This is a genomic window from Pseudoalteromonas phenolica, assembly GCF_005886345.1.
GTDB lineage: Bacteria > Pseudomonadota > Gammaproteobacteria > Enterobacterales > Alteromonadaceae > Pseudoalteromonas > Pseudoalteromonas phenolica_A.
In genome coordinates this window covers 1-25,651 of the sequence record NZ_PNEC01000021.1, presented here as the reverse complement: position 1 = coordinate 25,651, position 25,651 = coordinate 1, and the positions used below count along the sequence as shown (strand labels likewise).

The 25,651-nt window shown below is 39.3% G+C and carries 24 protein-coding genes; 12 read left to right on the top strand and 12 right to left on the bottom strand.

The features are described 5' to 3' along the window. Nucleotides 1-10 precede the first annotated feature (10 nt). Entirely contained in the window at nt 11-1,981 is a 1,971-nt protein-coding gene (locus tag CWB72_RS09825) for a UvrD-helicase domain-containing protein (RefSeq protein ID WP_138631021.1), read from the top strand. 9 nt (nt 1,982-1,990) lie between these two features. Here the strand turns inward: CWB72_RS09825 and CWB72_RS09820 are convergent, their stop codons facing one another. Both CWB72_RS09820 and queC read right to left on the bottom strand, forming a co-directional pair. Next, the gene (locus CWB72_RS09820; RefSeq protein WP_138631019.1) at nt 1,991-2,221 is read right to left on the bottom strand and encodes a hypothetical protein; all 231 of its coding nucleotides are present in this window, start codon (nt 2,219-2,221) and stop codon (nt 1,991-1,993) included. A 149-nt stretch (nt 2,222-2,370) separates the two neighbouring features. After that, entirely contained in the window at nt 2,371-3,030 is a 660-nt protein-coding gene (gene queC / locus CWB72_RS09815) for a 7-cyano-7-deazaguanine synthase QueC (protein ID WP_138631017.1), read from the bottom strand. A gap of 122 nt (nt 3,031-3,152) precedes the next feature. On the opposite strand from queC, the gene queE reads away from it, so the two are divergent. Further along, nucleotides 3,153-3,818: a 7-carboxy-7-deazaguanine synthase QueE gene (gene queE / locus CWB72_RS09810; protein WP_138631015.1), complete on the top strand. Its 666-nt coding sequence runs from the start codon at nt 3,153-3,155 to the stop codon at nt 3,816-3,818. A 79-nt stretch (nt 3,819-3,897) separates the two neighbouring features. On the opposite strand, the gene sbcB is transcribed toward queE, so the two are convergent. Beyond that, nucleotides 3,898-5,367 carry an exodeoxyribonuclease I gene (gene sbcB, locus CWB72_RS09805; protein ID WP_138631013.1) on the bottom strand — a complete coding sequence of 490 codons (1,470 nt, stop codon included), beginning with the start codon at nt 5,365-5,367 and terminating at the stop codon, nt 3,898-3,900. Nucleotides 5,368-5,613: 246 nt separating this feature from the next. Between sbcB and CWB72_RS09800 the strand changes: the two genes are divergently transcribed. The 3 genes from CWB72_RS09800 to CWB72_RS09795 all read left to right on the top strand — a co-directional run bounded on the left by CWB72_RS09800 (nt 5,614) and on the right by CWB72_RS09795 (nt 7,790). Next, nucleotides 5,614-5,814: a hypothetical protein gene (locus CWB72_RS09800; protein WP_138631011.1), complete on the top strand. Its 201-nt coding sequence runs from the start codon at nt 5,614-5,616 to the stop codon at nt 5,812-5,814. Nucleotides 5,815-5,884: 70 nt separating this feature from the next. Beyond that, the gene (locus CWB72_RS20555) at nt 5,885-6,052 is read left to right on the top strand and encodes a hypothetical protein (RefSeq protein WP_171037266.1); all 168 of its coding nucleotides are present in this window, start codon (nt 5,885-5,887) and stop codon (nt 6,050-6,052) included. A gap of 688 nt (nt 6,053-6,740) precedes the next feature. Beyond that, nucleotides 6,741-7,790, top strand: coding sequence for a fibrinogen-like YCDxxxxGGGW domain-containing protein (locus CWB72_RS09795; RefSeq protein WP_138631009.1), 1,050 nt, complete (start codon nt 6,741-6,743; stop codon nt 7,788-7,790). A gap of 216 nt (nt 7,791-8,006) precedes the next feature. On the opposite strand, the gene CWB72_RS09790 is transcribed toward CWB72_RS09795, so the two are convergent. After that, the gene (locus CWB72_RS09790; RefSeq protein ID WP_138631007.1) at nt 8,007-8,255 is read right to left on the bottom strand and encodes an ogr/Delta-like zinc finger family protein; all 249 of its coding nucleotides are present in this window, start codon (nt 8,253-8,255) and stop codon (nt 8,007-8,009) included. A gap of 350 nt (nt 8,256-8,605) precedes the next feature. Here CWB72_RS09790 and CWB72_RS09785 point away from each other — a divergent pair, with 350 nt between their 5' ends. From CWB72_RS09785 to CWB72_RS09775, 3 genes are all read left to right on the top strand, one after another. Next, nucleotides 8,606-8,845, top strand: a complete 240-nt coding sequence (locus CWB72_RS09785) for a PapB/FocB family fimbrial expression transcriptional regulator (RefSeq protein WP_138631005.1) — start codon at nt 8,606-8,608, stop codon at nt 8,843-8,845. A 277-nt stretch (nt 8,846-9,122) separates the two neighbouring features. Beyond that, complete coding sequence (locus CWB72_RS09780; protein WP_138631003.1) at nt 9,123-9,566, top strand: hypothetical protein; 444 nt, start codon at nt 9,123-9,125, stop codon at nt 9,564-9,566. A gap of 131 nt (nt 9,567-9,697) precedes the next feature. Further along, nucleotides 9,698-10,123, top strand: coding sequence for a hypothetical protein (locus CWB72_RS09775; RefSeq protein WP_212747884.1), 426 nt, complete (start codon nt 9,698-9,700; stop codon nt 10,121-10,123). 96 nt (nt 10,124-10,219) lie between these two features. Here CWB72_RS09775 and CWB72_RS09770 read toward each other — a convergent pair whose 3' ends face one another. Continuing rightward, nucleotides 10,220-10,924 (bottom strand): ArsR/SmtB family transcription factor, encoded by a 705-nt coding sequence (locus CWB72_RS09770; protein ID WP_138630999.1) that lies wholly within the window; start codon nt 10,922-10,924, stop codon nt 10,220-10,222. A gap of 90 nt (nt 10,925-11,014) precedes the next feature. Here CWB72_RS09770 and CWB72_RS09765 point away from each other — a divergent pair, with 90 nt between their 5' ends. Both CWB72_RS09765 and CWB72_RS09760 read left to right on the top strand, forming a co-directional pair. Further along, complete coding sequence (locus CWB72_RS09765) at nt 11,015-11,353, top strand: NIPSNAP family protein (protein WP_138630997.1); 339 nt, start codon at nt 11,015-11,017, stop codon at nt 11,351-11,353. Further along, complete coding sequence (locus CWB72_RS09760; RefSeq protein ID WP_138630995.1) at nt 11,350-11,694, top strand: antibiotic biosynthesis monooxygenase family protein; 345 nt, start codon at nt 11,350-11,352, stop codon at nt 11,692-11,694. Before CWB72_RS09765 ends, CWB72_RS09760 begins: the two co-directional genes overlap by 4 nt. Before the next feature lie 205 nt (nt 11,695-11,899). Here CWB72_RS09760 and CWB72_RS09755 read toward each other — a convergent pair whose 3' ends face one another. From CWB72_RS09755 to CWB72_RS09725, 7 genes are all read right to left on the bottom strand, one after another. Next, nucleotides 11,900-12,298 (bottom strand): 3TM-type holin, encoded by a 399-nt coding sequence (locus CWB72_RS09755; protein ID WP_138630993.1) that lies wholly within the window; start codon nt 12,296-12,298, stop codon nt 11,900-11,902. After that, complete coding sequence (locus tag CWB72_RS09750; RefSeq protein ID WP_138630991.1) at nt 12,298-12,609, bottom strand: hypothetical protein; 312 nt, start codon at nt 12,607-12,609, stop codon at nt 12,298-12,300. The genes CWB72_RS09755 and CWB72_RS09750 overlap by 1 nt, the downstream gene beginning before the upstream one ends. Nucleotides 12,610-12,812: 203 nt before the next feature. Continuing rightward, nucleotides 12,813-13,985, bottom strand: a complete 1,173-nt coding sequence (gene thrS, locus CWB72_RS09745) for a threonine--tRNA ligase (protein ID WP_138630989.1) — start codon at nt 13,983-13,985, stop codon at nt 12,813-12,815. A gap of 834 nt (nt 13,986-14,819) precedes the next feature. Continuing rightward, nucleotides 14,820-15,062, bottom strand: a complete 243-nt coding sequence (locus CWB72_RS09740; protein ID WP_138630987.1) for a hypothetical protein — start codon at nt 15,060-15,062, stop codon at nt 14,820-14,822. Nucleotides 15,063-15,282: 220 nt separating this feature from the next. Continuing rightward, entirely contained in the window at nt 15,283-15,879 is a 597-nt protein-coding gene (locus tag CWB72_RS09735; protein WP_138630985.1) for a hypothetical protein, read from the bottom strand. 42 nt (nt 15,880-15,921) lie between these two features. Further along, nucleotides 15,922-16,197: a hypothetical protein gene (locus CWB72_RS09730; protein ID WP_138630984.1), complete on the bottom strand. Its 276-nt coding sequence runs from the start codon at nt 16,195-16,197 to the stop codon at nt 15,922-15,924. A 234-nt stretch (nt 16,198-16,431) separates the two neighbouring features. Next, on the bottom strand, nt 16,432-17,751 hold the full coding sequence (locus CWB72_RS09725; RefSeq protein WP_138630982.1) for a dicarboxylate/amino acid:cation symporter: 1,320 nt from the start codon (nt 17,749-17,751) through the stop codon (nt 16,432-16,434). 160 nt (nt 17,752-17,911) lie between these two features. On the opposite strand from CWB72_RS09725, the gene CWB72_RS09720 reads away from it, so the two are divergent. Beyond that, nucleotides 17,912-22,678 (top strand): Ig-like domain-containing protein, encoded by a 4,767-nt coding sequence (locus CWB72_RS09720; RefSeq protein ID WP_138630980.1) that lies wholly within the window; start codon nt 17,912-17,914, stop codon nt 22,676-22,678. Between the two features lie 237 nt (nt 22,679-22,915). Continuing rightward, entirely contained in the window at nt 22,916-25,564 is a 2,649-nt protein-coding gene (gene topA, locus CWB72_RS09715; protein WP_138630978.1) for a type I DNA topoisomerase, read from the top strand. The last annotated feature ends 87 nt before the right edge of the window (nt 25,565-25,651 follow it).

Below are 25,651 nucleotides of genomic sequence, written 5' to 3'. Positions count from 1 at the left end.
AACTGTTATCTTGATCTTCCAAAATACTGCTGTATCACTTAGAAATAAGCTCAAGGCGATTGAGTTAAATGAAAGCCAACTCATTTTACAATTACATAACGATACGCTTGCTTACTCATGGCAGGCTTTACAGTGTGCGCCTCAATTACATAAAACTCCTTTTAGCCATGTGATTGAGCTACAGCTCAATGCTGATGAAACTTCTTACGAGCACCGTTTTGCAGCGCACGGTGATTGCCAAAGCCAGCTAGACACCTTTTGGTGTAATGCCAATAAAGCGGATTTAGTTAATACAGTTTTTAAAATTGAAGAACTGTTAAAGCAGTCATTTTTGTCACACCGAAAATGGTTAGCAATCAAGGGTAAAGTGAAAGCCTTGGCTGTAAACTGGCTTGCTCGAGATCTAAAGTGCCAATTAACGCGCGATATACAAAAAGCACTGGCATCTTTAAAAGAATTAGTCAGCTGGACAGAAACAGATATTTCAGAGTTTAAAAACAGCTATATTCACTACAAAATGCAGGAGCATAAATCCTTTTTTGATAGGCTTGAGCAACACCCTCTGACTGAAGCGCAGCAGCGAGCATGTATCATTCAAGATGATAGACAGTTGTTGTTGGCGGGCGCTGGGACAGGAAAAACCAGTGTGATTACAGCGAAATTTAAATACTTACTTCACACCAAGCAAGCCAAAGCGGCAGACCTATTAGTATTAGCCTATGGCAGTGATGCCAGTGAAGAATTGCAAGCGAGACTTGAAGAAAAAGATCAAGTGATGACTTTTCATAGTTTGGGCAAGCAAATCATAGCCGATGTAGAAGGTAGCGTGCCTAAGGTGTCTGAATTATCTACCAATCTACAGGCTAAAACTGCATTTATACTCGATACTTTACAAGCGCTATCTTCTGACGATTCATTTAAGCAGCTGTTGGTTTCATTTCTACGAAATAACTTTGCCTACAAATTTGAAGGTGAGCTAAGTACATTTTTAAACTCGTCAGTGAAAAACAAGTTTGTACAAATAATTTTCACGCTGATCAGTCTCTACAAACAAGCACATGCACTTGATAAAATCTCAGAGCTAGAGACGACGTTTTCAAATGATCTAACCCTGCTAAGATATTTTTTAGCTGAATATAATCTTTATTTATCAAATGAAAATAGCATCGATTTTGATGACATGATCATTCGTGCCAGACAATATACGCAAAGTGGTCAATATACTCCGAAATGGAAGTTTATTTTAGTTGATGAGTTTCAAGATATTTCACCAATTCGTGCTGAATTGGTGAAAGATTTATTGGCTAATAAGTCAGGTAGCCAACTATTTGCAGTGGGTGACGATTGGCAATCAATTTACAGATTTAATGGCGGTGATATTCGTTATACCACAGAGTTTGCAAAACACTTTGGCCATGCAACGACCACCCAGCTAGACAAAACATTTCGTTATTCGCAGTCTCTACTCGATTTATCTGCTGAGTTTGTCTGTGCTAACCCACAACAAATAACCAAATCAATACAAGCTTTCTCATCAAGCTCATTACCTGCTGTGAAAGAAGTGATTCACACAGATCAAATGCAAGGCATGTCAGAAGCTCTAGGGTACATTGCAAATCAAGCCCCCACTAATGCCAGTGTTTTAATCTTAGCGAGAAGTCATGCTGCGCTACTTGATAAATCAACTTTACAAGCGATTGAGAGCCACTATCAGCAACTTTCTATAAAACAGATGACATTCCATGCTGCAAAAGGAAAAGAGGCCGATTACGCGGTTTTAATTGGGTTAGACAATAAGTCATTGCCTTCAAGAGTGAAATCAGCACCTTTAGTTAAAGCTTTACTACCTCAAGTAGAGCGATTCAAAGATGCAGAAGAGAGAAGACTGTTCTATGTCGCATTAACGCGAGCCAAAAAGCAGTTGGTGCTGCTTATTCCCGAGCAGTCTCCGAGTGAGTTTGTGATGGAGTTAAACTACTAATTATAAGTACTATAAATTGCTGATCTTTTTGTCGAGTTGATAGCCTTCATCCGTGACGATTTTTTCAAGTGTTTCAACCCGGCTTTTAAGAGCTGTGAGCTCTTTACGCATCTGTTCGGAGTCACCTGAGTGCTTAAGTGCTTTTTCTTTAAATGCGAGATAGCGTTTTACCCACTCTCCAACCATCCCTAATCCGACACAAATGAAAACGATCATTACGATCATAGTTGTTCCTGACATAACTGACTCCTACTAATAATTCTAATCTTAGAATAGCAGTCTTATTGATTTAAGTTAGTGACAAAAGTCAGAGAAGGGAAGGTGAGAGCTAGAATGAGGTTAACGGATTGTGCAACTGCAATAGGTGATTGCAATTGCACATGAACAAATTAAGCTTCGTAAGGAAGAGGGTCACTTGCATTATTTAATGAAAACGCCTCTAGACGCTCTTGGCATGCACCACATTTACCACAGGCTTTTTCACGACCGTTATAGCAAGTCCATGTATTGCTATAATCTAAGCCCATTTTTAGACCGTCGGTTAAAATTTCAATCTTTGAATTGTTTAAATACGGGCAAACAATTTCAACTTCTTCATAGTTAGCGATGCGACAAACATCACTCATCTTTTCAACGAATTCTGGGCGACAGTCTGGGTAGATGGCATGATCACCTGAGTGTGCGCCATAAAATACTTTGTTAGCTTTAAGTGATACCGCATAGCCAACAGCCAAAGAAAGTAAAATCATATTACGGTTAGGCACTACCGTACTTTTCATACTTTCTTCTTCGTAATGGCCTTCAGGCACTTCAATATCATCGGTCAGTGATGAGCCGCCAATAAGCTGATTGATTGCAGAAATATCAACAACCTTATGGTGCACGTTTAAATCAGCACAGACACTCGCAGCGACTTCTAGCTCTTTTACATGGCGCTGGCCATAGTTGAACGATAACGCATACACGTCAAAGCCTGACTTAATTGCTTTGTTTAACACTGTGTAAGAGTCCATTCCACCAGAATAGATTACGACGACTTTTTCACTCATAAGATTATTGCCTCGAATTTGATAGAGGTTTGCTTCAGGGCGCGATATACTACACGGCCGCTGAAAAAATAACAATTTTCACGGCCGATTTTTTGAGTTTGCTATGTTGTATTGGAGCTGCTTTGTACAAAGTTAATGAGATTTTTGAAACCATTCAGGGTGAAGCGAGTTTTACTGGTGTGCCGTCGATATTTTTGCGTTTGCAGGGCTGCCCAGTGGGTTGTGCTTGGTGTGATACCAAACAAACGTGGGAAACCAACGACACTTATCTTGTAACTTTGGGCGAAACAGTCGAAAAGAAAGCAGATTCTGAAAAGTGGGCCAATGCCAGCATTGATGACATTATCAATTTGTTCAAAGAACGTGACTATCTTGCTAAGCATGTGGTTATTACAGGTGGCGAACCCTGTATGTACGATTTAGTGCCTCTTTGTGAGCAACTTCATGAGGCTGGTTACACCACACAAATTGAAACCAGTGGCACCTTCGAAATTTTAGCTCCTGAGTCAACCTGGGTAACCGTATCACCAAAAATCAACATGCGCGGTGGTTATGATGTACTGACTTCAGCCATGCAAAGAGCAAATGAAATCAAACATCCAATCGCGATGCAAAAGCACGTTGATGAACTTGAAACGCTATTCGAGCAAACAGGTGTGAGGCCAGAACTTATTTACTTACAGCCAATCAGCCAAAAAGCCAAAGCAACTAAATTGGCTATAGAAACTTGTTTAAAGAAAAACTGGCGTTTATCGGTGCAAGTACACAAATACATTGGCATAAATTAATTATTATTTTGCTTAATGCTCAAAAAAAAAGCCCGTTTTAAACGGGCTTTTTTGTGTAAGATTTAAATTGAGTAAGCGCTTAGAGGCTTTGAGCATACATGTACAAAGATTTTAATATGCTCATTTTCTTTTCATTACCATCATGCTGATGCAATAAATTCTCTAGCGTTAACATAAAGTCTTCAGCGCCGATAGAAGGGTTATCTTCACCATGCATCAACTTGTTCTGACAATATTTACGCCATACATCTAATTCGTGTGGTGTGAGCGTGTGCGGCCAGTTACGCGCTCTGTATCTAAATAGCATAGCGGTGAATTTGGAGTCATCAAACTCTAAATCGAATGAACCCAGTGACTCAGGCGCTGCGTCTCTGATCATCGCAAACTTGGCTTTATCTGCTTTTGAGGTAAAGCCATTATAAAGCTGGTAATCAGGGTTAGTCGTGCTGCTAAAGTCCGCTTTATCGTTAAACACTTCTGCTACTTTGTCTCTTAATTCTGGGTGTGCTTTTAGCACTTTTAAATTTTCAAGACACTTTTCTCTGTCTATACCTAAACGTGCTGCATTTTCAGGAAGCAGAGTTTTAGCAGGCGCCAAAATAGGGCACTTATTTAAATGCACCAACTTAAGACCTACCGGTAATTCATCTTCGCCTAAATCAGCATGCTTTGTATAAAGGCGCTCACGTAGTTGCTCAACGTCTAAATCAAGCAGCACTTGAGGGTCTTCTGTTAAGTTAAAGCACACCACGGCATTTTTATTCACTGGGTGAAAGCTCATTGGTGCAATCCAGCTTGTACAACCTTGAGTCGCAGGAATACGCGATGAAGTATGTACCAGTGGTTGCATGTTATAGACATCAACAAGATCAGCTAACGCCTTCTTGTTTCTTAACCCAAAGAAGAAATTAAATAGTTTTGGCTGTTTTTCTTTGATTAACTTAGCCAGTGCAATGGTTGCAGTTACATCGCTCAGCGCGTCGTGCGCGGCTGCGTGTTCGATGCCATTGGCAACGGTTAGCTCTTCGAGTTTAAAGCTTGGTGAGCCATCTTCTTTTAATGGCCACTCAATGCCTTCAGGTCTTAGTGCGTAACAGGCACGCACTAAATCAATAATATCCCAGCGGCTATTACCGTTTTGCCATTCTCGCTCGTAGGGGTCATAAAAGTTTCTATACAGTGAGTAACGCGTTACTTCATCATCAAAGCGAATGCTGTTGTAGCCAGCCACACAAGTGTTAGGGCGGCTAAACTCAGCATGGATCTTCGCCATAAATTCAGCTTCAACCAGACCATGTTTAAGTGCATGTTGCGGTGTAATGCCAGTGATCAAACACGCTTCAGGGTGAGGTAAATAATCAGGGGCAGGCTTGCAGTATTCTATTAAAGGCTCACCGATAATATTTAAGTTGTAATCGGTGCGAATACCTGCAAATTGACTCGGGCGGTCTTTTTGCGGGCTAGCCCCCCAAGTTTCATAGTCGTGCCAATAGATAGTAGGGATATCTTCAACGTTTTCTTGTGTGTGTAATTGATTGTTTTCTTGCATAAATCTTTAGCTATCTATTGTGCTTAATTGTTGGATTTTAACAAAAGCATAGTAACACATATGAAAAATAGCTTCGATTCTAAATGAGCCTGCCTTCTTGCATTAAACAACGCTTGCTTTAAAGCAAATAGAGTAAAAAGCGACTAGACGGTATATATCAAACTTTTTACCAGATACGCTTAGGCCAGTTTATTTTTTGGCCACCAAGCCAAAATTAAAGAGCCTAAAAAAGAATACACCGAGCATTTGGCGCATTCGCTCGCCCAAAAACAAGCCGATGCTGAGCGTTATCAGGCACAACAAACTGCAAAAGCGAATTGGGACGTGCTCAACGATGAGCAATTAGCAGAACTGCAGCATAAAGGCCATGTATTAGTTGGCCGCAGGGTTTACCACATGCAAGACGGTAAATTAACTTCGTTCAAAAAAGTAGAGTTCGGGGTTTAATGACCTAGAACAATTTATTCCTGCTCAACCAACAACTGAGCATTGGTCACACGCAAGAGAAGTGATAGAGTTGGCTTTTTCCTCTGCAGAACAAGAACAAAGGGAATTACCAAACAAAAGTGAATTTAATAAAAAGCTCGAACTCATTGGTGATCTTGAACTGGCAGAACTGGTAATTAGTGGTAAAGCCTCAACGATAGATCAAGATGACTGGTGGAATGTAGGGCTAATGGCTTAAAGGTAAATAGAGCTTTAATAATCCGCTGGCTTTGAAAGATTAAAATAATTGAAATTTTTAACACTGAAGTTTTTAGTGCCATAACCCTATGTTTACACAAACTTTATAAGGTGTCATTATTTGGATGAATACTATAAACCGTTTCGGGGTGTTTAAACAGACCATTTTGGTAAAGATTAAGCTGTTATGTTTTCGGGGAAGGTTTTGAATATCGATCATGAATATATAGCGAAAAGAGTTATTGAGTTGTCAGGAGGCAAGGATAAGCTCAATGAGGAGATCGGCTCAAGCTTGCTCTAATTAATGATAAATGGAACCAAGATGTTGATTCTATTGGCGGAATATTAAGAGTTTACCTATTCGTTGAGCACTTCGAAACAGAATACCTTGTTTCGTTCAACCCTGTTCTTGGAAATATACAAGAAGCTCGACTTCCATTTGCTCAAAATTATCGTCAATAGAAGACTATTCTGATGAAACGAAAGAACTAGCCATCGGCATTAGACAACTTAACAAAATACGTAATCGGCTAGCTCATAATTTATCAGGTAATGTTACAGGTCAAGATTGTGAATCATTACTGTCGGTAACTTACTTTAAAGCTTTACGTGAAGAGCTGGCTAAACCAGGTTTACCTCGAGATTTGAGTTTGAATCAATTTTACTACCGAAAAAACAAGGATTTGATTGTGATAATTAAAAAAACAGTTCTAACAGTGTCTGCATTATCTTTATTGAGTAGTTTTGTTTATGCTAATCAAAAAAAAGTTGAGGGTTCATTTATTCTAAAGAAGGATTTTGAACACAATGGTGTTTTAATGAACGAAACAACAACTGACTTTATTCTTCAAGGGTTTCACTCACATTTTATCGCCACCGCGAATAATAAAATCCTTTCTGGTGATATAAGTGCAAATGAAAAGATAATTCGTTTTGAAATAAATGATCTAATTAGCGGCAAAAGCCAATTCTACTCAGGCCATAAAAGTGAAGGTGGTGGTTACCAAGGCAGTTGGCATGGCGAAGATGGCAGCTTTGGCGATTGGGGGCTAGTAAATAGTCAACAAGACGTTTTTACTACATGTAAGCAAATTTTAGATTCCGGAATGAGTAACGGAGATGGTGTTTACGAAATAGTTGACGATAATAACCAACCAATATCTGTTTATTGCGACATGACTTCTCACGACGGTGGTTGGACTTTAGTTGGGGCTTATCCAAGTACCTCAGCAGGCGGCATTAGACGTATTAATGAATACGGGAGTGTGCCAGAAACAAACCCAACGAATCCAACCAGTTTGTGGCTTTATCAAGGTAGTCTTGCTAGATTCACAGATGCCAAGGAGCAAATCGCTTGCCCTACGGGTCAAAAGTGCAATAGCAATAAAGAAGCATTTGCAAACAACTTATCAATGTCAGAACTTGAGCTTGTTCGTTATTCTTGGGGTTACTTAGACCGTGTTGATAACATGCCTAAGTTAATAAATACCCCTTCCTGTAGAACAAATTACTTCGATGTTAGTACTCATAAAGAGAGTTGTGTTAATCCAGACTATTTGAAATGGAACGACACTGTTTACAGGCCTACTTATCAAGTAGGTTGGCAATTGGATTTATATGGTTCTACTCATTGTTGGGTTGCGCGTGGTGAATACCTCCCAGGTGGAAGAGGCTCTACTCACTGTAGAACAAACGCTGAACCGAATGGAACTACATTCGCTTTACTGTGGATGCGTTAAAAAAATTGTACCAAGCATCTGTATGTTTCATTCATTTGTCAGCTGCAAAGGCTTTCATAAACATAAATGCTTAAGCGTATGTTACATACGCTTTTCTAATTTCAAATACCCATTACCAATAACCAGTCCGCTTTATTTAAGCAATTGATTTCATCACCTAGCTTAATTCTAACCAATTTTGAAATACAAGAAACAAGCGAAGAACGCTTTAGTAAGTTAATTTGAAAAACCAACCAATTCTAATTGTTCAGCTTTTGATAAATTCTTAATTAATAACGTGGCCATTTGTGCTGTGTCTTTTCTTGGCGGGTTTAGGTAGTGAGCGAACGCCAAGGTTGAAACAAAGGTTGCGCCACACTCTTTGGTATTAGTACAACTCACATATAAATTGCACACGTGCGCTGACTGTTCTTCTCTTGAAGTTATTGTTGCTTTGCTTCCACAGTTCGGACAAATCACTCGCATAAATCGATACACCATCCTTTAAAATTAACTGTAATTATATACAGTTTTTTCATGCTTGGCAAACAAGCCCAGTTAATACTTTTGAAAAACAAAAAAGCCAAAAAATTCACTTCTCCTCGCCTTCCGCTTTCGCACAAAAAATGCGTCAAATTGACAAGCCTAGTGAAAAGGCATTTAAAGTAAAGCTAAGTAAATAAAGGATCTGACAACAAAAACAAAAACAAAAAGATCAGAATGTCAAAGTTGTGACATGTTTTGACATGAAAGTGACAACACAACCTTAAAAATCATTGTAAAAACTGAAAACTCAAATAAACTTAAATAATTAATAGTTAAATCATAACTATTTTATGAAATACCTATTTAAAGGAATGCAAACACAAGAGCGCTTTGAGTTACTTTTATCATTAACTCGAATACAAAGTGAGAGTGTGATCAGTGCGCTTAATGATTACCTGGTAAGGGGCATGGATAAGAAGGCTGCGGCGGTGATTAATGGTGTAGAAATGCCAAATTTTTCAGCGGCTTTAACAAAGCTTGAAAATAAAGCCGCAATTGTTGAGAAGATAAAAGAACTAGATAACGTTTAACTTGGTCTGTACTTACATTTATTAAATAGCTGCTGCAAGTGAACAGCGGCAATTAGAAAATTATTTTGAAGCACTGTTTTTGTGCCCAGTTTCTTTGTGTTTCTCCCATAGTCATGAAATCGACCCATTGGGTCGTTTTCATCTTTTCCATATTGGTTAAAAGTATATCTCTAGCAACAAGTTAGTTAGTGTGATAAAACTGGTACAATGACAAAAACGACCCGGGGCTCGGTAGAAAAACGACCCAATGGGTCGATATTAAATTGTTAGCATTTATATGGAAACCTACGAAGAAATTAAAAATTTTCTAGACTCGCATGAAGGTATTGAGGGCATACTTACGGTTGATAGGGACTTAATAAGGGAACCATCAAAATCTGAATTTGAGTGTGCAGATAGATATGTTCAAAAGTTTGGGTTCAATGGCCTAGGTAAGCAATGGCATCTACTGAATAAAGAGGAAGCAGCAGAGTTGCTATCAAAGATACTTCATGAGAGTTTAGCTTATAGCGTTGAAATGATGCCCCTTAAAACGGCTAAGCATGTAGCCAATAAATTTCTTTGTCAGTTTGAACCATGGAATTCCAAATTTCTATCTAATGGCCATATTACCGAGAACTCAGCGGGTTGGAACTCTATAACTCAATCAACAATGGAGATGGCAGTGGTGGTGATGGATGGAAAAAACATAGGTATAATATGCGCGGAAGACGAAGACTAAATGCTAACAAGGCAATCTGACGGTTTAAAGCGTCTTTCCGCTGCGCTACAAGCCACTTTAAACCGCAGTTGCTTGCGGCGTTATACCTACAGGTGAACATGAAAAATTTTCTTACTTTGTTAATAGTCATAATGTCTTGCGGTACCTTTGCTGGAACAGATGAAGAATTTAGAGAGCGGCTCAAGTTTTTATATGGGGAAAGTGATATATATGAAAGTTTTTTCTACGAATTAAAGAATGCCCTTGTAGCAAAAGATATAGGAAAAGTTGCCAACTTCAATGAATATCCGATTAGAGTTAATTTTGATGGCGATACTAAATATTATAAAAATAAAAATGAATTCATCAAAAACTACAAAAACATTATAACCAGTGAAATGTTAGAAAGGGTTGAAAAGCAGACATTTGGAGACCTTTTTGCTAATTCTTATGGAATGCATATAGGCTTAGGTGATATTTGGTTTACAGGATATTGTATTGGTGGTGACCCTGAAGATCCTTGCAAAAAGGTTAAAATAAATGTCACCTCCTACAATGTCATTCATGTTAAAAAGTAGGTATTACAAACGCTTCATGATGGGACGAAAAAAGCTTGGCTGCGTCACTTCGTTCCTTAATTTTAGCCAAGCTTTTTTGCGCCCCATAAGCGGGCGTTAATTGCTTGGTGCAGACCGAGGCAAACTCGCAATATCATACATTTTGGCAAATGAAATCAGCCCTTTTGAGGTAAAACTGATAGCCCTAGAATCTAGATCTCTGTAAGCCCATTTTTTTGCTAATAAATCTTCTAATATCCAATGACCTAAGCTACCAGCTAAATGATTACGTCTTTCACTCCAGTCTAAACAAGACTTACACACTGGCCGCTTGCTTTTTGATAGATCATCGAAGTTTACACCTAAGGCGCGAAAAAATGCACGCCCTTGATTTGATAAAATAGTTTCACATCCCTTATCTACTATATGTCCATTTGATACAAGCGCATCATAAAGGGCAACGCTGAACTCTCCCGCTAAATGATCGTAGCAAATACGAGCTTTTCTGAGCCTTTGGTCGGTAGGCCCCGTAATAGCTTTAGGGGGACTTCTACTAGAAGTCACGTTTAGTAACTGCTCGATAAGTTGTGCTACATCTTGACGATGAAGTTGGAAGTATTTGTGGCGGCCTTGCTTTCGGACAATCAATAACTGTCCGTCTACAAGTTTTGCCAAGTGGCTGCTTGCGGTTTGTGCCGTTACTTCTGCCTCTAATGCTAACTCAGTAGCTGTTAGCGCTTTTCCACCCATTAACGCGGTTAACATACGAGCACGAGCAGAGTCTCCTATCAAGCTGGAAATAAAAGAAATATTGGGTTCCAATTTTATAGTTTCTCTATAGTTCGATGTGTATCGAAGCAATGTTTTTCTAGGTCGGTAGACTGCCTGAAAAAAACATAGGAGGCAATGCCAATGAATATAACATGCTTTATTGAATATAAAATTGATCCATCGAAAATTACACTATTTCAAGAATATGCGGAGAATTGGGGTAAAATCATACCAGCATGTGGTGGGGATTTGATAGGTTACTTCTTACCTCACGAAGGAACCAATGATACAGCATTTGGATTGATCAGCTTCAACAGTTTGGCTGATTACGAGCGCTATAGAGCGAGACTTAGAGAAGATAATGAGGGAAAGAAAAACTTCATTTTTGCTCAAAAAGAGAAATTCATTACACAAGAAAATCGTTCATTTTTAAAAATTGTTCCAGCGACTTACAAGCAGTCGCCAAAGGCTTCAATATGATTGCTGTTATTTTTGAAGTTACACTAAAAGAAAACGGTAAAGACAGATACCTTGAAATTGCTGGAGATTTGAAAGTACTTTTATCTGAAATGGATGGATTTATATCCATAGAGCGATTTCAGAGCATTTCAAACCCTAGCCGATACCTTTCTCTTTCATTTTGGAGGGATGAAAATTCGGTTAAACTATGGAGAAACCAATTGGCTCATCGTGAAGCCCAAAGGGAAGGAAGAAATAGCTTGTTTGAAGATTACCGATTGCGTGTTGCAAATGTTTTGCGAGATTATGGTATGGATAACCGAGAACAATCTCCAGTAGATATTGAGCAACAATATTTGTAATAATAGGTAGTTAACAAGTGTAGTCATCGGACAAATTTTACTGTGTCGCTTTTTGCTATTGCGCTTCACGCGTAAAAACAAGCCCAGCAAAATTTACCGTTGCTGCAAGCGTTACGAATAATAGTTATTGGTATATATGGGACTATCAGATCTTATCTAGTCCCATCATTTAGATACAAATTTAATCCCTTTATTTTTCTCTACTTTACTTACTCACTCCCTTCAGTTTCTCTACTGTTCTTAAGCCAGCAAGGCCGAGCATTGCAAGCGTAAGCTCAAGCATTACTTCAAGAGGCAATTCAGGCTTGCCCATGTCAGGAAAAAGCCAAGTGAGAAGGGGGTTGATCACAAAGGCAAATAAAAAACCCAACCCACATACCCACATTAAGAAAGGCCGAGCACCCGCAACAAAAATGCTGCGGTGTGCTGCCTGCACTTCATTCACTTTGGTTTGAGCCAATTGCGGCTTTTGCGCTAGTCGTTGCTTTACTGTCTCAAGAGTTAACTTTTCTTCTTTTGAGGTAAACAATTCGTCGAGTACATCACCAACGGCTTCAACTGGTTCAGCTGTACCCACGTTAAAAATATTTGATAGCCAGCCCATTATTTACCCCTAAACTTATTAATCATATTCATAGGATCTTTACTAAACCTTTGCCCCAAATTATTCAGACCATTAAACAAGTGCGGGGCCAAAAAAGCACCCACACCAATAAAGCCAGGGCGGGCGCTTTCGGCTACTTGCCAAAAGTCACAGAAGCTTGATACCAAATAAGCCGCAAGTAATGCCATTAGCGCATTAAAAAAGTAACGATCAAAAGTAAATGCGTGAGGCGATAAATAGAGCTGAATGGCAGCGGCGGCCATACTGATGATCACAAACTGCAAAATCTGTTTAAGGTGTATAAGGTCCATTATTCTGCGTCCTTGCTTGGGTTTAAGTCGGAATATTCAGGTACTGCAAAATCAATGTACACATTGCTTGGTAAGAAACGGTTAATGCCCTGTATAGTTTTTTTGCGCCAATTTTTTCAATCCAATCTTATCGTGAAGTAAATATCGACGCCCATCATTTTTTCTGATGGGCTATTTAGGGGAGTCTTCTATAAATAGTTAGACTAATGACTCAGTAGAAAACGATTTAAGTTAGAAGAATGAACACTAGAACTAGTCTTTTTATATCTAAGGTTAAGTTGATTAGATGCAATTTCCTCGTCTCCGATCACAATACTGAAATTACATTTTTTCTTGAATGCATCTCTAACTCGATAGCCAATGCTATTATTTGAGTCATCGATAAAGCAAGAAATATTGGCACACTTCAATTGAGATTTAAGTTCCTGACAATAATCAATATGTTCTTTCGAAACAGGTAACAGTACAATTGAATAAGGGTTTAAAGCGACAGGCAGACGACCATGGTAGTGTTCAAGCAAGACTGCGATAAAACGCTCAAGTGATCCCAGCACTGCTCTATGTAAAATAACAGGGTGCTCCTTTTCACCTGCTTCGTTAATAAATGCACAGTCGAATTTTTCTGCGAGAAAGTAGTCCAGTTGAAATGTTCCACATTGCCAGTCTCTACCCAGTGAGTCTTTAAGAATAAATTCTATTTTTGCACCGTAAAAAGCACCTTCGCCTTCTACAAGTTCAAAAACAATATCTTGTTCAGCCAACCCTTCTTGTAAGAGCATTTCAGAACGATCCCATAATTTATCAGACCCTAGCTTATTATCGGGCCGTAATGCAACTTTAACTTTAATCAACTCTCTGCTAAATCCGAAGAATTGGTACATCTCGAAAAGTAACTGACAGTAGAGTTTTAATTCATTCTTAATCTGTGCTTCACGACAAAATATATGCCCATCATCTTGGTTAAATGCTCTGAGCCTAAAAAGACCGTTTAATGCACCTGAAGGTTCATTTCTGTGGCAAAGACCAAACTCAGCAACACGAAAAGGTAGCTCTTTGTAGGAGTGAACCATGTCGTTGAATATATTAATGTGAAAGGGGCAACTCATCGGTTTAACAGAAATGTTATTTTGCGAGAGATGGAACATGTTGTCGCTATACTTCTCACTATGTCCCGAGTTTTGCCAAAGAGAATCGTTTGCAAGAACAGGACTTTTTACTTCTTTGTAGTCATATCTATCTAACATTGAGCGTATATAGCCCTCAATACGCCTATACAATTCATGTCCTTTAGGATACCAGTCAACCATACCTACGGAGTTTTCTGATATATTGAAAAGCTGGAGCTGTTTACCAAGTTTGCGGTGTTCATTAATCATTGTTGTCTCACTTTAAGTTTCGTTAATGTGTGACATGAACTGAACATACTAAAAAGGCTGACAATTCATGTCAGCCTTTTTTAATCAAACAAGTGCTAACACGACAATTAGGTGGTTGTCGTGGTGGTTGTGTTTTTAAAAATTGAAAAGCTTGATTTCACAAAAATACACTGTGTTTTGATATAACATATCAAGACTATTTGAGAGTTGGTTTTAAGTCAATACTGAATCAAATCTTTTTATAAAAATGGCTGCTTACTGCTTCAATTTACTTGTTCAGACCAAGTAAGTGTTCTGAATCAAAGCTGTCTTGATCTTCTTTCTATTACAGCGTTTTAACCTAGCTTCCAAATTTGAGAGGTAAAAGTACATTTTTTAAGGTGTTCTTATACATGAAATCTAATTTATATATTGAAAGGGACTTTTGCTCTATAAAGTTACAAAGTTATATAAAACAATGTGTTATTGTTTTTATCAAATAGTTTTGTAAAAAATAGCAGGGATGCTCTTAACGACATGTTATACGTAACTGATTATTTTTAGATGATTAATTTTTATTTTTCTACGGCGTCATACACTAAAAAATATCAAACTTAACTAATAATTTCGATTTTATAATTTTTTTAGGTAGGCAGCCGAATCTAGAATTGAGGTTTTTATAATTGAATGCAAAAAATAAGTTGCTATGTTTTGCATCCAAACATTTAGCAGAGAATTGTTATTGATTATCTCGATATCTCTTTGATGATGTAGTGTGATTTGAAGTTCACCTCTGACTTCTTCTACAACACCTGAAGCACAGATAGTTTGCCCTTCTGTGTTTTTAAAGCCTCCCTACTTTTTTTGAAGCTTTTTAGCGATATGTGAATTAACGGAAAAGCTAAGATTAGAGTTTGGGTATTTTCCATCTACATCGAGTTTGATATTTTCTCTTAATTTTCTGACATCACTTAATTGTCCGCATACAGTGACAAGTGAATTTAGATGATTGTAAGCTTCATGAGAAGCAATTTTATCAGGAGATGAGAATGCAGAAAAAGAAAGCAAAGATATGCAAATTAGAGTTAGCTTGTTCATTATAAATCCTTTATTTATATTGCCTTACAAAAATAAGTTTAGAGCTTACATTCTAACTTTCAAGCTAGTTTATTTTCAAACTACTAAAGTGTTCATATAAATACATCTTCAGGTGTAAAATTTAATTTTACGTAAAATTAGCAACTAGCATTTAGACACAAAAAAAGCGCCATTCGGCGCTTTGTACTTTAACTTACATTACTTTGGGATAATGGGTAAATCAAATCTCTGTGTGATGAAGTAGGGTATCTACAATGTCACTGAATTTATTTGCACGCTTCACTGTGTACAAATTTAAGCCAACCACTTTTGCTAAATCAATCAACCCAAAATAGCCGATAAAATTGCTTTGTGTGTCATCAGTCACAAGCAAGAACTCTGAGCCTGTTTGTTCCATGGTTTTGGTTATACTGCCAACGGTTGAGTGCTCAACTTGCTTCAAATTAGTTTGTTGTAGCGTATTGATTGGTAACATAACATCGCCAATTGTGAGCTCTTTACGATGGCAATTTAGTCTGTCTGCGGTCGCTAATATATGACGGCTACCTAGTCTGGCATTTGAAATTAGGCCAACTATTTTATCTTTGGCATCAATAACAAAACTCATTTTATGATGTGTTTTGTTAAGTATTAGCTCTACCTCATCAAGACGCGTATCTATTTCAATATGCTGAATTGGGTTAAGCACAAGGTTATGCATTAGCTGCAAAGCCGGTTCATTTTCATCAATTAATTGATTATATGTGTTAGCAAATTTAACAGGAGCAAAAGTTAAGTTAGATGCAGTTTGTGTTTCTAATGGTGTAAATGCGTTCATGAGTCACCTCTTTAAAAAATTAATAAGCACGAAAGTTCGATATTAATTTTTGATAGGTGGTGCTCTTATTGGTGAAAACTCAATTTGTACTGTAGTAGCAGAAATTGAAAGAACAAACTCAGAGTGGTTTATCGGGCCTTTGATTATATCTGCTGAAGAAATAATGGTGTCGTCTAGATCGTCGATGACATTAACATTATCTTGATCTATCGCCACAGAATTTACAGACAAAAGAGTGTCGTGCTCGGCAGCTTGCGCGGTCGAGACATTAACTAAGCTGAAAACGCAAAGAAGCGTAAATATCTTAATTATGTTCATACTTCACCGTATTTAACACTCTAATAAACCCATAACTTCAATTTATGGGTGACCCAAATAAAAAACAAGACTTAATATGTAACAACGTATAAATCTTAGGTGAGTATGATACGCCTTGAATCTGAACTGGTTATGAATTGAACAGGTTTTTGGTGGGGGTTATAAATTAAAAGGCAGTTGCTTGCCCAAGGGAGCTAAAAGCCCCAGCAATTAAAATACTGGGGCTTGCGAGGCTTAATCTAGTTTTTCTAAATTTTTAGCAGCGTTTGGATCATTGAAAACATGTGTATCGAACTCGTTTTCAGACTTGGCAACAACACACGTTACCATACAGTCGCCCGTTACATTTACTGCTGTGCGCGTCATATCAAGCAGTCGGTCAACACCCATGATGATAGCAATACCTTCAACTGGCAGACCTACTTGGTTAAGTACCATTGCAAGCATGATAAGACCCACACCAGGCACACCTGCAGTACCCACAGAAGCAAGTGTAGCGGTTAGGATAACCATTAGGTAATCACTAATTGTTAAATCAACAGCGAAAACTTGCGCGATAAGTACAGTCGCAACACCTTGCATGATGGCAGTACCATCCATGTTAATTGTCGCCCCAAGAGGCACGGTGAAAGACGCAACAGAGTTGTGTGCACCAAGCTTTTTAGTGGCTGTTTCGAGAGTTACTGGCATAGTCGCACTTGAGCTTGATGTACTGAATGCGAACATACATGCGTCTTTCATCTTAGTTAGGAAGGTAACAGGGCTTAAACCCGTTAGAACTTTTAAAAGTGCAGAGTAGTTGATCAGTGCGTGAATAAATAGAGCGGCCAATACAGTAAAGAAATATTTTGCTAAACCAAGGATTAAACCCATTTCAATGGTTGTAAATAACTTAGCCATTAAACAGAAAACACCAATTGGTGCTAGGTTCATTAAAATAGTCACAAGCTTAAGCACAACCGTGTTTAAATCATCAAACACTTTAGCAATACGTTTACCCGGCTCACCACTCAGTGCCATTGCAATACCAAATAAAAGTGCAAATACGATAACTTGCAACATGTTACCTTCTGCCATGGCATTGATTGGGTTGGTAGGGAACATATTAATGATAACTTGAGTCAGCGTTGGTGCTTGCTTTGCATCAAATGCCGCTTCGGTAGGTACGTCATAACCCACACCAGGGCTAACTAATAATGCAAGTGAGATTGCGACGGTAATGGCAACAGCTGTTGTGGTTAAGTAAAGTGCGATTGATTTACCACCTAAACGGCCTAACTTTTTAGGGTCGCTTAAGCTACATGTACCACACACCAAAGAAATGAAAACTAAAGGCACAACCAACATTTTTAAGCTGGCAATGAAAATTTGCCCGCCTATGTGAAATAAGCCGTCTACGAAGAAGCCTTTAACGGCTAGGTCAAATAGCCCAAGAGGGATTAAAACGTCTTCTTTATCACCAAGAATAAATTGGAAAAGCAGGCCTAAAAAAACACCCGCGACCATGCCCAGCATGATGCGAGAGGTTAAACTCATCTTGTTATTTTGTGTCATATCGATTGTTAGATTTTTTTAAATTCATAATAGCCTACTAGCATGGTGCCCTGAGACCAAAAAAAAACGTTAAATAGTTAAGAAAAAGTTGTGATTTTTAATCACTTTATAAGGTAACATGAGGTGATAATAATTTTAATTCAGCTAGGGAGAGAGGTTAATGCCTTTAATGCGCTGGTTTTGCATATTGCTGTTTTCCTTTTTAGTCACTGCATGTGGTGGCGGTGGAACAATTGATAAAGATGATGGTGGAGGTGGCGGAGGTTCCACTGATGACTATCAGTTAACCTTAACTATTCTCGAACAAACCAGTGAGCTTTCCCTTGAAACGCCACTTACAATTGAAGCGACCTTAAAAAATGATGGTGCTGCAGTTGCTAACACACGCGTTAACTTCACTACAGATGTTTATGCTCGATTTGACGGCGCAAGTTCAGTTTTAACTGATAGCAATGGTAAAGCAACAGTTAAACTCATGCCTACAAATCAACAAGGTGCGGGTGCTATAACAGCTTCTGTGTCTTTATCAGAAAGTACGTTAGAACAAAGCATAGATTATTCAGGCATGGGCGATGGTGGACTTAGACTCTTAACTGAGGTTGTTGATATTGAAGGTAACCCAATTAGTGCCGACAATCCTTTAAGCCAATCTAAAACAGGTCTTGTTCGAGCAACGTTACTCTTTGATGGTAATCCTCGCGCAGGCGAAGCCATTGACTTTCAATTAGATACTCTTGCTTTTACTAACAGTAACGCCAAAGTAGAAACAAATTCACAAGGTATTGCAGCGTTAGCAATACAAGCTACAAAAGAAGTTGGAGCAGGTGAAGTCATTGCTTCGTATCAAGAAGAGCAATCGATTGCTAGTTTTACAACACTTGGCAACCCATTTTTTGGTGAGCAAATTTATGCAATTGCATTAAAAGGTATTAATGCTGAAACGGGTGAGTCCCTTTCAAACTTAAGTGTTGCAACACCTATTACATTACAAGCAACGCTTACATTAAACGGCCAAGCCCTGAGTAATCAAACAGTCGAATTTACAGGCGACAACACGGCTGAATTACAAAAGTTATCTGCTCTGACTGATGCAAATGGTCAAGCTTCGACGGTTTTAAAAGCCAACAAAGTTAAAGGTAGCGGTATTGTTAATGTTACTTTCACTTCCCAGTCTGGCACTGAGGTTATTCAGAGTTTCAATTATACATCTTTAGGTGATGGTGGTATCCAAATGAGCATAACAGTGCTCGATAGTGAAGGTAATGCCATAAATGAGTCAAACCCACTAAGCGTTGCTAAACCAGCGATTGTGACGGTGAAAGTAGTCGAAGATCAAATTGCAAAGCCAGGTGCAATTGTCGAAGTTAATCCTGGAGAGCAAGGAGATCTAGATTTCACAAGTCGTCTAACTCAGTCAAATGGCGAAGCAATGTTCATCCTAAGACCTAATACCAATAATGGTTTAGGGATAATTACTGCCAGCTATAAAGGTACAAGTCAGATACCTTCAACAGAAGATTTAAATGTTCAAGATACCTATTTTTCAATGGGGTTCAGTACAGATAGTATTGCGATAGATATTTCAATTACTGACTCAAGTGGTAACGAGATCACTGATGCAAATCGCATTGGTGAAAATAAAGATGCATTTGTGACTATTTCACTAAGCGAAGGTAATACGCCACTTATCGATAAATTTATTACAGTCGATGTTGGTTTAAAAGGGGTGACAGTACCAAGTGATGGTCGAGTGGTTACTGATTCAAATGGCCGTGCAACGTTAGTTTTGCAGGCAAATACTGAAACGGGAGCTGAGGCACTCACAGCGACTTATACACATAACGATAATTCTGATGTTGTTGGTGTAGAGCCATATTACACTGATGGCAACCCTAAGTTTGATGTAGACCCTTATAAATTTGTGTTTGTAGCAAAAAATGAGAGTGATTCAAATGTGTCTAACCAGTTATCAGGCACAAATCCATTAATCTTAGAAGCGCAACTATTATTTAATAATTCACCAGTTCAAAACAGTCGAGTGCAATTTACAGTGGATCAATTTGCTACTTTAGATCACTCATCAGGCTCAATTTTAACAAACAGCCAAGGTGTAGCTTCGGTTAGGCTCCTTGATAACGATTTAGAAGGCGCAGGTCGTGCAACAGTGACGTTTGAAAAAGAGGGCGGCGACCTGGTTGCAACTTTAGATTTTGACACTACTGGCACAGGTGGCATCACACTGAATGTCGGGGACGTACTCGATGAGTCAGGTCAACCAATTACCTCAGAAAACCCGGTTTCAGCAAATACAAACGGTTATGTAACTGTCACGCTAACTGAGAATAACCAGCCCATCAGCAATGCATTAATTTTAGTGCAAGGTGATGCAATTGCGACAACCCGCCCTAGTAACGGTAAAATTGCGACAGATACAAGTGGTCAAGCAACCTTCGAGTTAGTGCCAACCACAGAAGCGGGTTTAGGTGAGTTCTCTGTTACTTACAATCAAACAGAAAATCTTGCTTTTACTGAAAATGCATTTTTCCATTCTTCTGGTAACCCAAGGGAAGAAACAAGTACATACGACATTGATGTGCGTATTTTGACAAACTGTAATGACGACTGGGATGAAAACCGTTCGACAGTTGAGTTAAACCCTGATGACCCATCGACAGGTTGTTCTGATTCAAGTCGTATTAGTTCTAATGAGTTAGCCGAAGTATTTGTAAAACTCTCATCAAAACAAAGCGGCACAGCTTTAACTCGTGAAATCGTCAATGTTACAACTACAATTGGCCAAATTTTGCCAAGTAGCGGCACAGCGCTCACTGATGAATTTGGTGTAGCATTGCTCAAGCTTCAGCCGGGCGACAGTGGTGGTGCAGGTACTGTTTCTGTGTCATTTGATAGTGAAACCAGCAACAGTAACTTCTCTGTAGGTGTAGTCGATTTAGTCATTAGTTTAGATAATGGTTTAGATGAAGGTGCAACAGAACTTAAAGCGGGTGGTAGTACAGTTATTACTGCGACGCTTCGTGATGAAGAAGGTAATCTATATTTAACGCCTGCAGATGTAAACTTTTCTTCAGTGTGTGCTGCAAATGATGAGGCGCAACTGGATGCACAAGTAAAATCTTCAAATGGTGAAGCTACCGCTACTTATAGAGCAAATGGTTGTAGTATCACAGATACTATTACCGCAACGGTAGAAGCAGGTGGTAATAACTTTGTTAACTCAATTGAGTTAACCGTGAGCGAATCACCAGCTCAAGCGCTTAAGTTCTTAACAACCAATGAAAACTTTGAACAGTTTATAGCACTGCCTCCAGGTGAAGGGGGAGCGCCTACCTTATCTGTGGTTGAATTCCAGCTGTTAGATGAAGACACCAACCCGATTAAACAAAAGCGTATCGACTTTAGACTCACTGACAGCATTGGTGCTGCTGGATTAACGCAATCCTCGAGCAGTACAGATAATGAAGGTAAGGCGCAAACCACAGTCACTTCAGGTATTGTCCCAGGACCATTAGTGGTTCAAGCATGTTATATTCCAGATGACTTAATTGACCAAGTTGAAGGTACTGATCAACAAGTAACCTGTTGGCCAGATGAATTTGATCGTTGTGATGTTGAGCCTCGTCCCGATGACTGTCCGGCTGGCGGGTATGTATTAGTGCCTATTTCTGAGCAAATTACGGGTGTCTCTTCGCGCATATTATTAAGCTCTGGCGTGACTGATCAAGATAGCTTCGATGCAGCACCTGTGACGTTAAATTTAAATTCTCTAACACACATTGGTGCAACGGTAGATATTAATATTTACTTCGGTGATCAATTTAATCAGCTAAGTGGTGATGGCGTGACCGCAACCGTTCAATCCGAAACGGGTGTAGTCGGTACATTTGATGGAGAACAGTTTAATGAGCTTTATAATTGTCAAAGCACAGACGCAACTTGTACGCTAACTTGGCGAAATCAGGGTGATGCACCTTTCTCGGGTAGTGATTGGAATAATACCATTTCAGATGTGTGTGACCTGTACTTTGGCAGTTCTGCACCATGTATTGGAGCTTACCCTACAGTCGATGGTGATAGAAATATTATTCGTGGTGGACGAGTCAGTTTCTTAGTAACAGCAAAAGGGCAAGAGACTTTCGTTGATAAGCCTGGGCCAGATAATCGCAATGGCCGTTTTGACGAAGGTGAGTTTCATTCTGCATTTGATTTACCTGAAGCATTCTTAGATATCAATGATAATGGCACTTTTGATGCGCAAACCTGTAGAGAGGGAGATGCGGATGACCCGTGTGCACCAGGGAACAGTGATGGTGGACATAATGAAACCTTTAGGGATATAAATAATAATGGCCTACATGATAGTGAAGATGGCATATACAACGGTTTACTTTGCAGTGAAGCAGCTCAAGAAGCCGGGGCTTGTTCAAAAGAGTTAATCGAAGTACGCAAACAATTTAGCATTGTGATGTCAGGTGATACGCCATATGTACGTTTTGCGGTAGATTCATCTTTTGGTGGTGCTAATTGTGCTTCTCAAAACAACTTGATACTAGAAGCGTCTCATACCTCTGCATTTTGTGACATCTCTCAGGTGACATTGGGTGATTTAGGAGTCGAGAGCATTCCTGTGTATATATTCTATTCAGACATTAATGGTAACCCTTTACCGGCAGGAACAGAAATAGAGATTGTAACAACTAATGGGAAGTTAGATTTATTTGGTGGTGATGCTGTTGTGCCTAATAATATTGAATCTGAAACCAGTTACGCAATCGCAAATTTAAGTCGTGAAGTAGAATCAAACGGACAAGAGACTGGCTTATTGTCTATACAGTTTACGTTTACGAAACCCGACGGATCTAATGAGGTAATCTCTTATTCATTAACCGTAAACGACGCTAACCCTTAACCCCACTTGAAAAAATGCCAACCTAACGGTTGGCATTTTTGTATTGTTTCCATTATATTGCGCAGCTTATATATCGCTTGATACATTTTTGCTTAAAATTGCAACAAAAACTGTGTAATTATTCATTAATCAGCTAAAACTTTGTATTAAAAGCTTGTAACAATAGGTGTTTGTAGATATACCTATAAATATTCACGCCCGATGGGCATACACCAAGATGAGTCAGAATAGGCAGCTATGGGCAAATCGTTAGTAATTGTAGAGTCACCTGCAAAGGCGAAAACAATTAATAAATACTTAGGCAAAGACTACATTGTTAAATCAAGTGTAGGTCACGTTCGCGACCTTCCGACTTCAGGTGCGGGTAAAACAAAAGGGCTAGCGACCAAATCTCCGGCAGAAGTAAGAAAAATGTCTCCGGAAGAAAAAGCCATATATAAGAAGAACAAAGATTACGCGAATCTAGTTGCTCGTATGGGCATTGATCCTGAGCAAGGCTGGGAGCCACATTATGAAGTACTACCTGGTAAAGAAAAGGTAGTACAAGAACTTCAAAAGCTGGCAGAAAACGCTGACCATATCTATCTCGCAACCGATTTGGATAGAGAGGGAGAGGCAATTGCTTGGCACCTTGAAGAGATCATAGGTGGTGAGCCAGAAAAATATAAACGCGTTGTTTTCAACGAAATCACCAAAAATGCTATTCAACAAGCTTTCGAAGCACCAGGACAACTAAATACAGACATGGTTTACGCGCAACAGGCGCGCCGTTTCTTGGACCGTGTCGTGGGCTTTATGGTTTCCCCTTTGTTGTGGCAGAAAGTTGCTCGTGGTTTATCTGCGGGACGTGTACAGTCGGTTGCGGTAAGACTTCTTGTAGAGCGTGAACGAGAGATAAAAGCATTTATTCCAGAAGAATATTGGGATATTCACGCAGATACAAAAACAAAAGCTGAAGATGTTCGCTTTGCGGTGACTAAGTTCCAAGGTCAAGCGTTTAAGCCAGTAAACGAAGCTCAAGCTATGGCGGCGGTTAATACTATCGAGTCTTCTTCATTAAGCGTTGTTAAAGTAGAAGAAAAGCCAAGTAAGAGTAAGCCAAGCGCGCCATTCATCACATCCACGATGCAGCAGGCTGCAAGTACGCGTTTAGGGTATGGTGTTAAGAAAACCATGATGCTTGCGCAGCGTCTTTATGAAGCTGGTTACATAACGTATATGCGTACTGACTCGACCAACTTATCAAATGATGCAGTTGCAATGTGTCGTGACTACATCACAGATAATTTTGGTAATAAATATTTACCAGAGAATCCGATTAAATACAGCGCAAAAGGTAATGCACAAGAAGCACACGAAGCAATTCGTCCATCTGATGTAAATGTGTTATCGGGTCATGTAGAAGGCGTTGATGCTGATGCTAAAAAGCTATATGAGCTTATTTGGCGTCAATTCGTAGCTTGTCAAATGACGCCTGCTGAATATGACTTAACAACCATTACAGTTGGTGCTGGCGATTACACGCTAAAAGCCCGTGGTCGAGTACTACGCTTTGATGGTTGGACTAAAGTACAGCCTTCTGTTCGTAAGAAAAACGAAGAAGATCAATCTCTACCAGCGGTAGCTGTGGGCGATAATGTTGACCTAGTGGCTTTAGACCCTAAGCAGCACTTTACCAAGCCACCGGCACGTTACTCTGAAGCGAGTTTAGTAAAAGAGCTTGAAAAGCGTGGAATCGGTCGTCCTTCAACATACGCAGCAATTATCTCAACCATTCAAGATCGCGGTTATGTTAGAGTTGAAAACCGTCGTTTCTTCGCTGAAAAAATGGGCGAGATCGTTACTGACAGATTAGTTGAGAACTTCAACGACCTAATGAACTTTGACTTCACCGCAAAGATGGAAGGGCGTTTAGATGACATCGCTGAAGGCGAGCGTGTCTGGACTCAGGTACTTGATAAATTCTACGCTGATTTCAAAGAGCAGTTAGAAGTTGCTGGTGGTGACGAAGAAAATGGCGGTATGCGTCAGAACGTTATGGTTGAGACTGATATTGATTGTCCGACTTGTAATCGCAAGATGGGCATTCGCACGGCTTCTACCGGGGTTTTCTTAGGCTGTACAGGTTATAATTTACCGCCGAAAGAGCGTTGTACGACAACGATGAACCTAGTCTCTGGAGATGAAGCAGTTGCGGCAGATGTAGAAGACGTTGAAACTGAAACACTCATGCAGATGAAACGTTGCCCAATTTGTGAAACAGCGATGGATTCTTATCTAATTGATGAAACCCGTAAGCTTCATGTTTGTGGTAACAACCCAGGTTGTAGCGGTTATATCGTTGAACAAGGCACGTTTAAGATCAAAGGTTATGACGGCCCAGTTATTGACTGTGATAAATGTGGCTCAGAGATGCAGCTTAAGTCAGGTCGATTTGGTAAATATTTCGGTTGTACCAATGAAGACTGTAAAAATACACGTAAACTTCTGAAAAGCGGTGAGCCAGCGCCACCGAAAGAAGATCCTGTTCATTTACCAGAATTACCTTGTGAAAAGTCTGAGGCGTATTTTGTGTTACGTGATGGTGCTTCTGGGATTTTCTTAGCGGCGCACACATTCCCTAAATCGAGGGAAACTCGTGCACCTAAGGTTGCTGAGTTAAAACAGTTCAGAGATAGAATTTCTCCTAAATTCTATTATTTAGCTGATGCACCACAGAAAGATTCTGAAGGCAATTTAGCTGTTGTCCGTTACTCACGTAAGACTAAAACTCAATACGTAATGTCTGAAGTGGAAGGCAAAGCGACCGGTTGGAAAGCAACTTACGAAAACGGTAAGTGGGTTGAAGAAGACAAGCCGAAGAAGAAAAAGAAAACTGCTAAATAATCTAGCAATTGTTTAAAATGAAAAAGCCCGAATTAAGTTCGGGCTTTTTTTCGCTAAGTTTTCTTATTAATTAACCTGAGCTGCGCA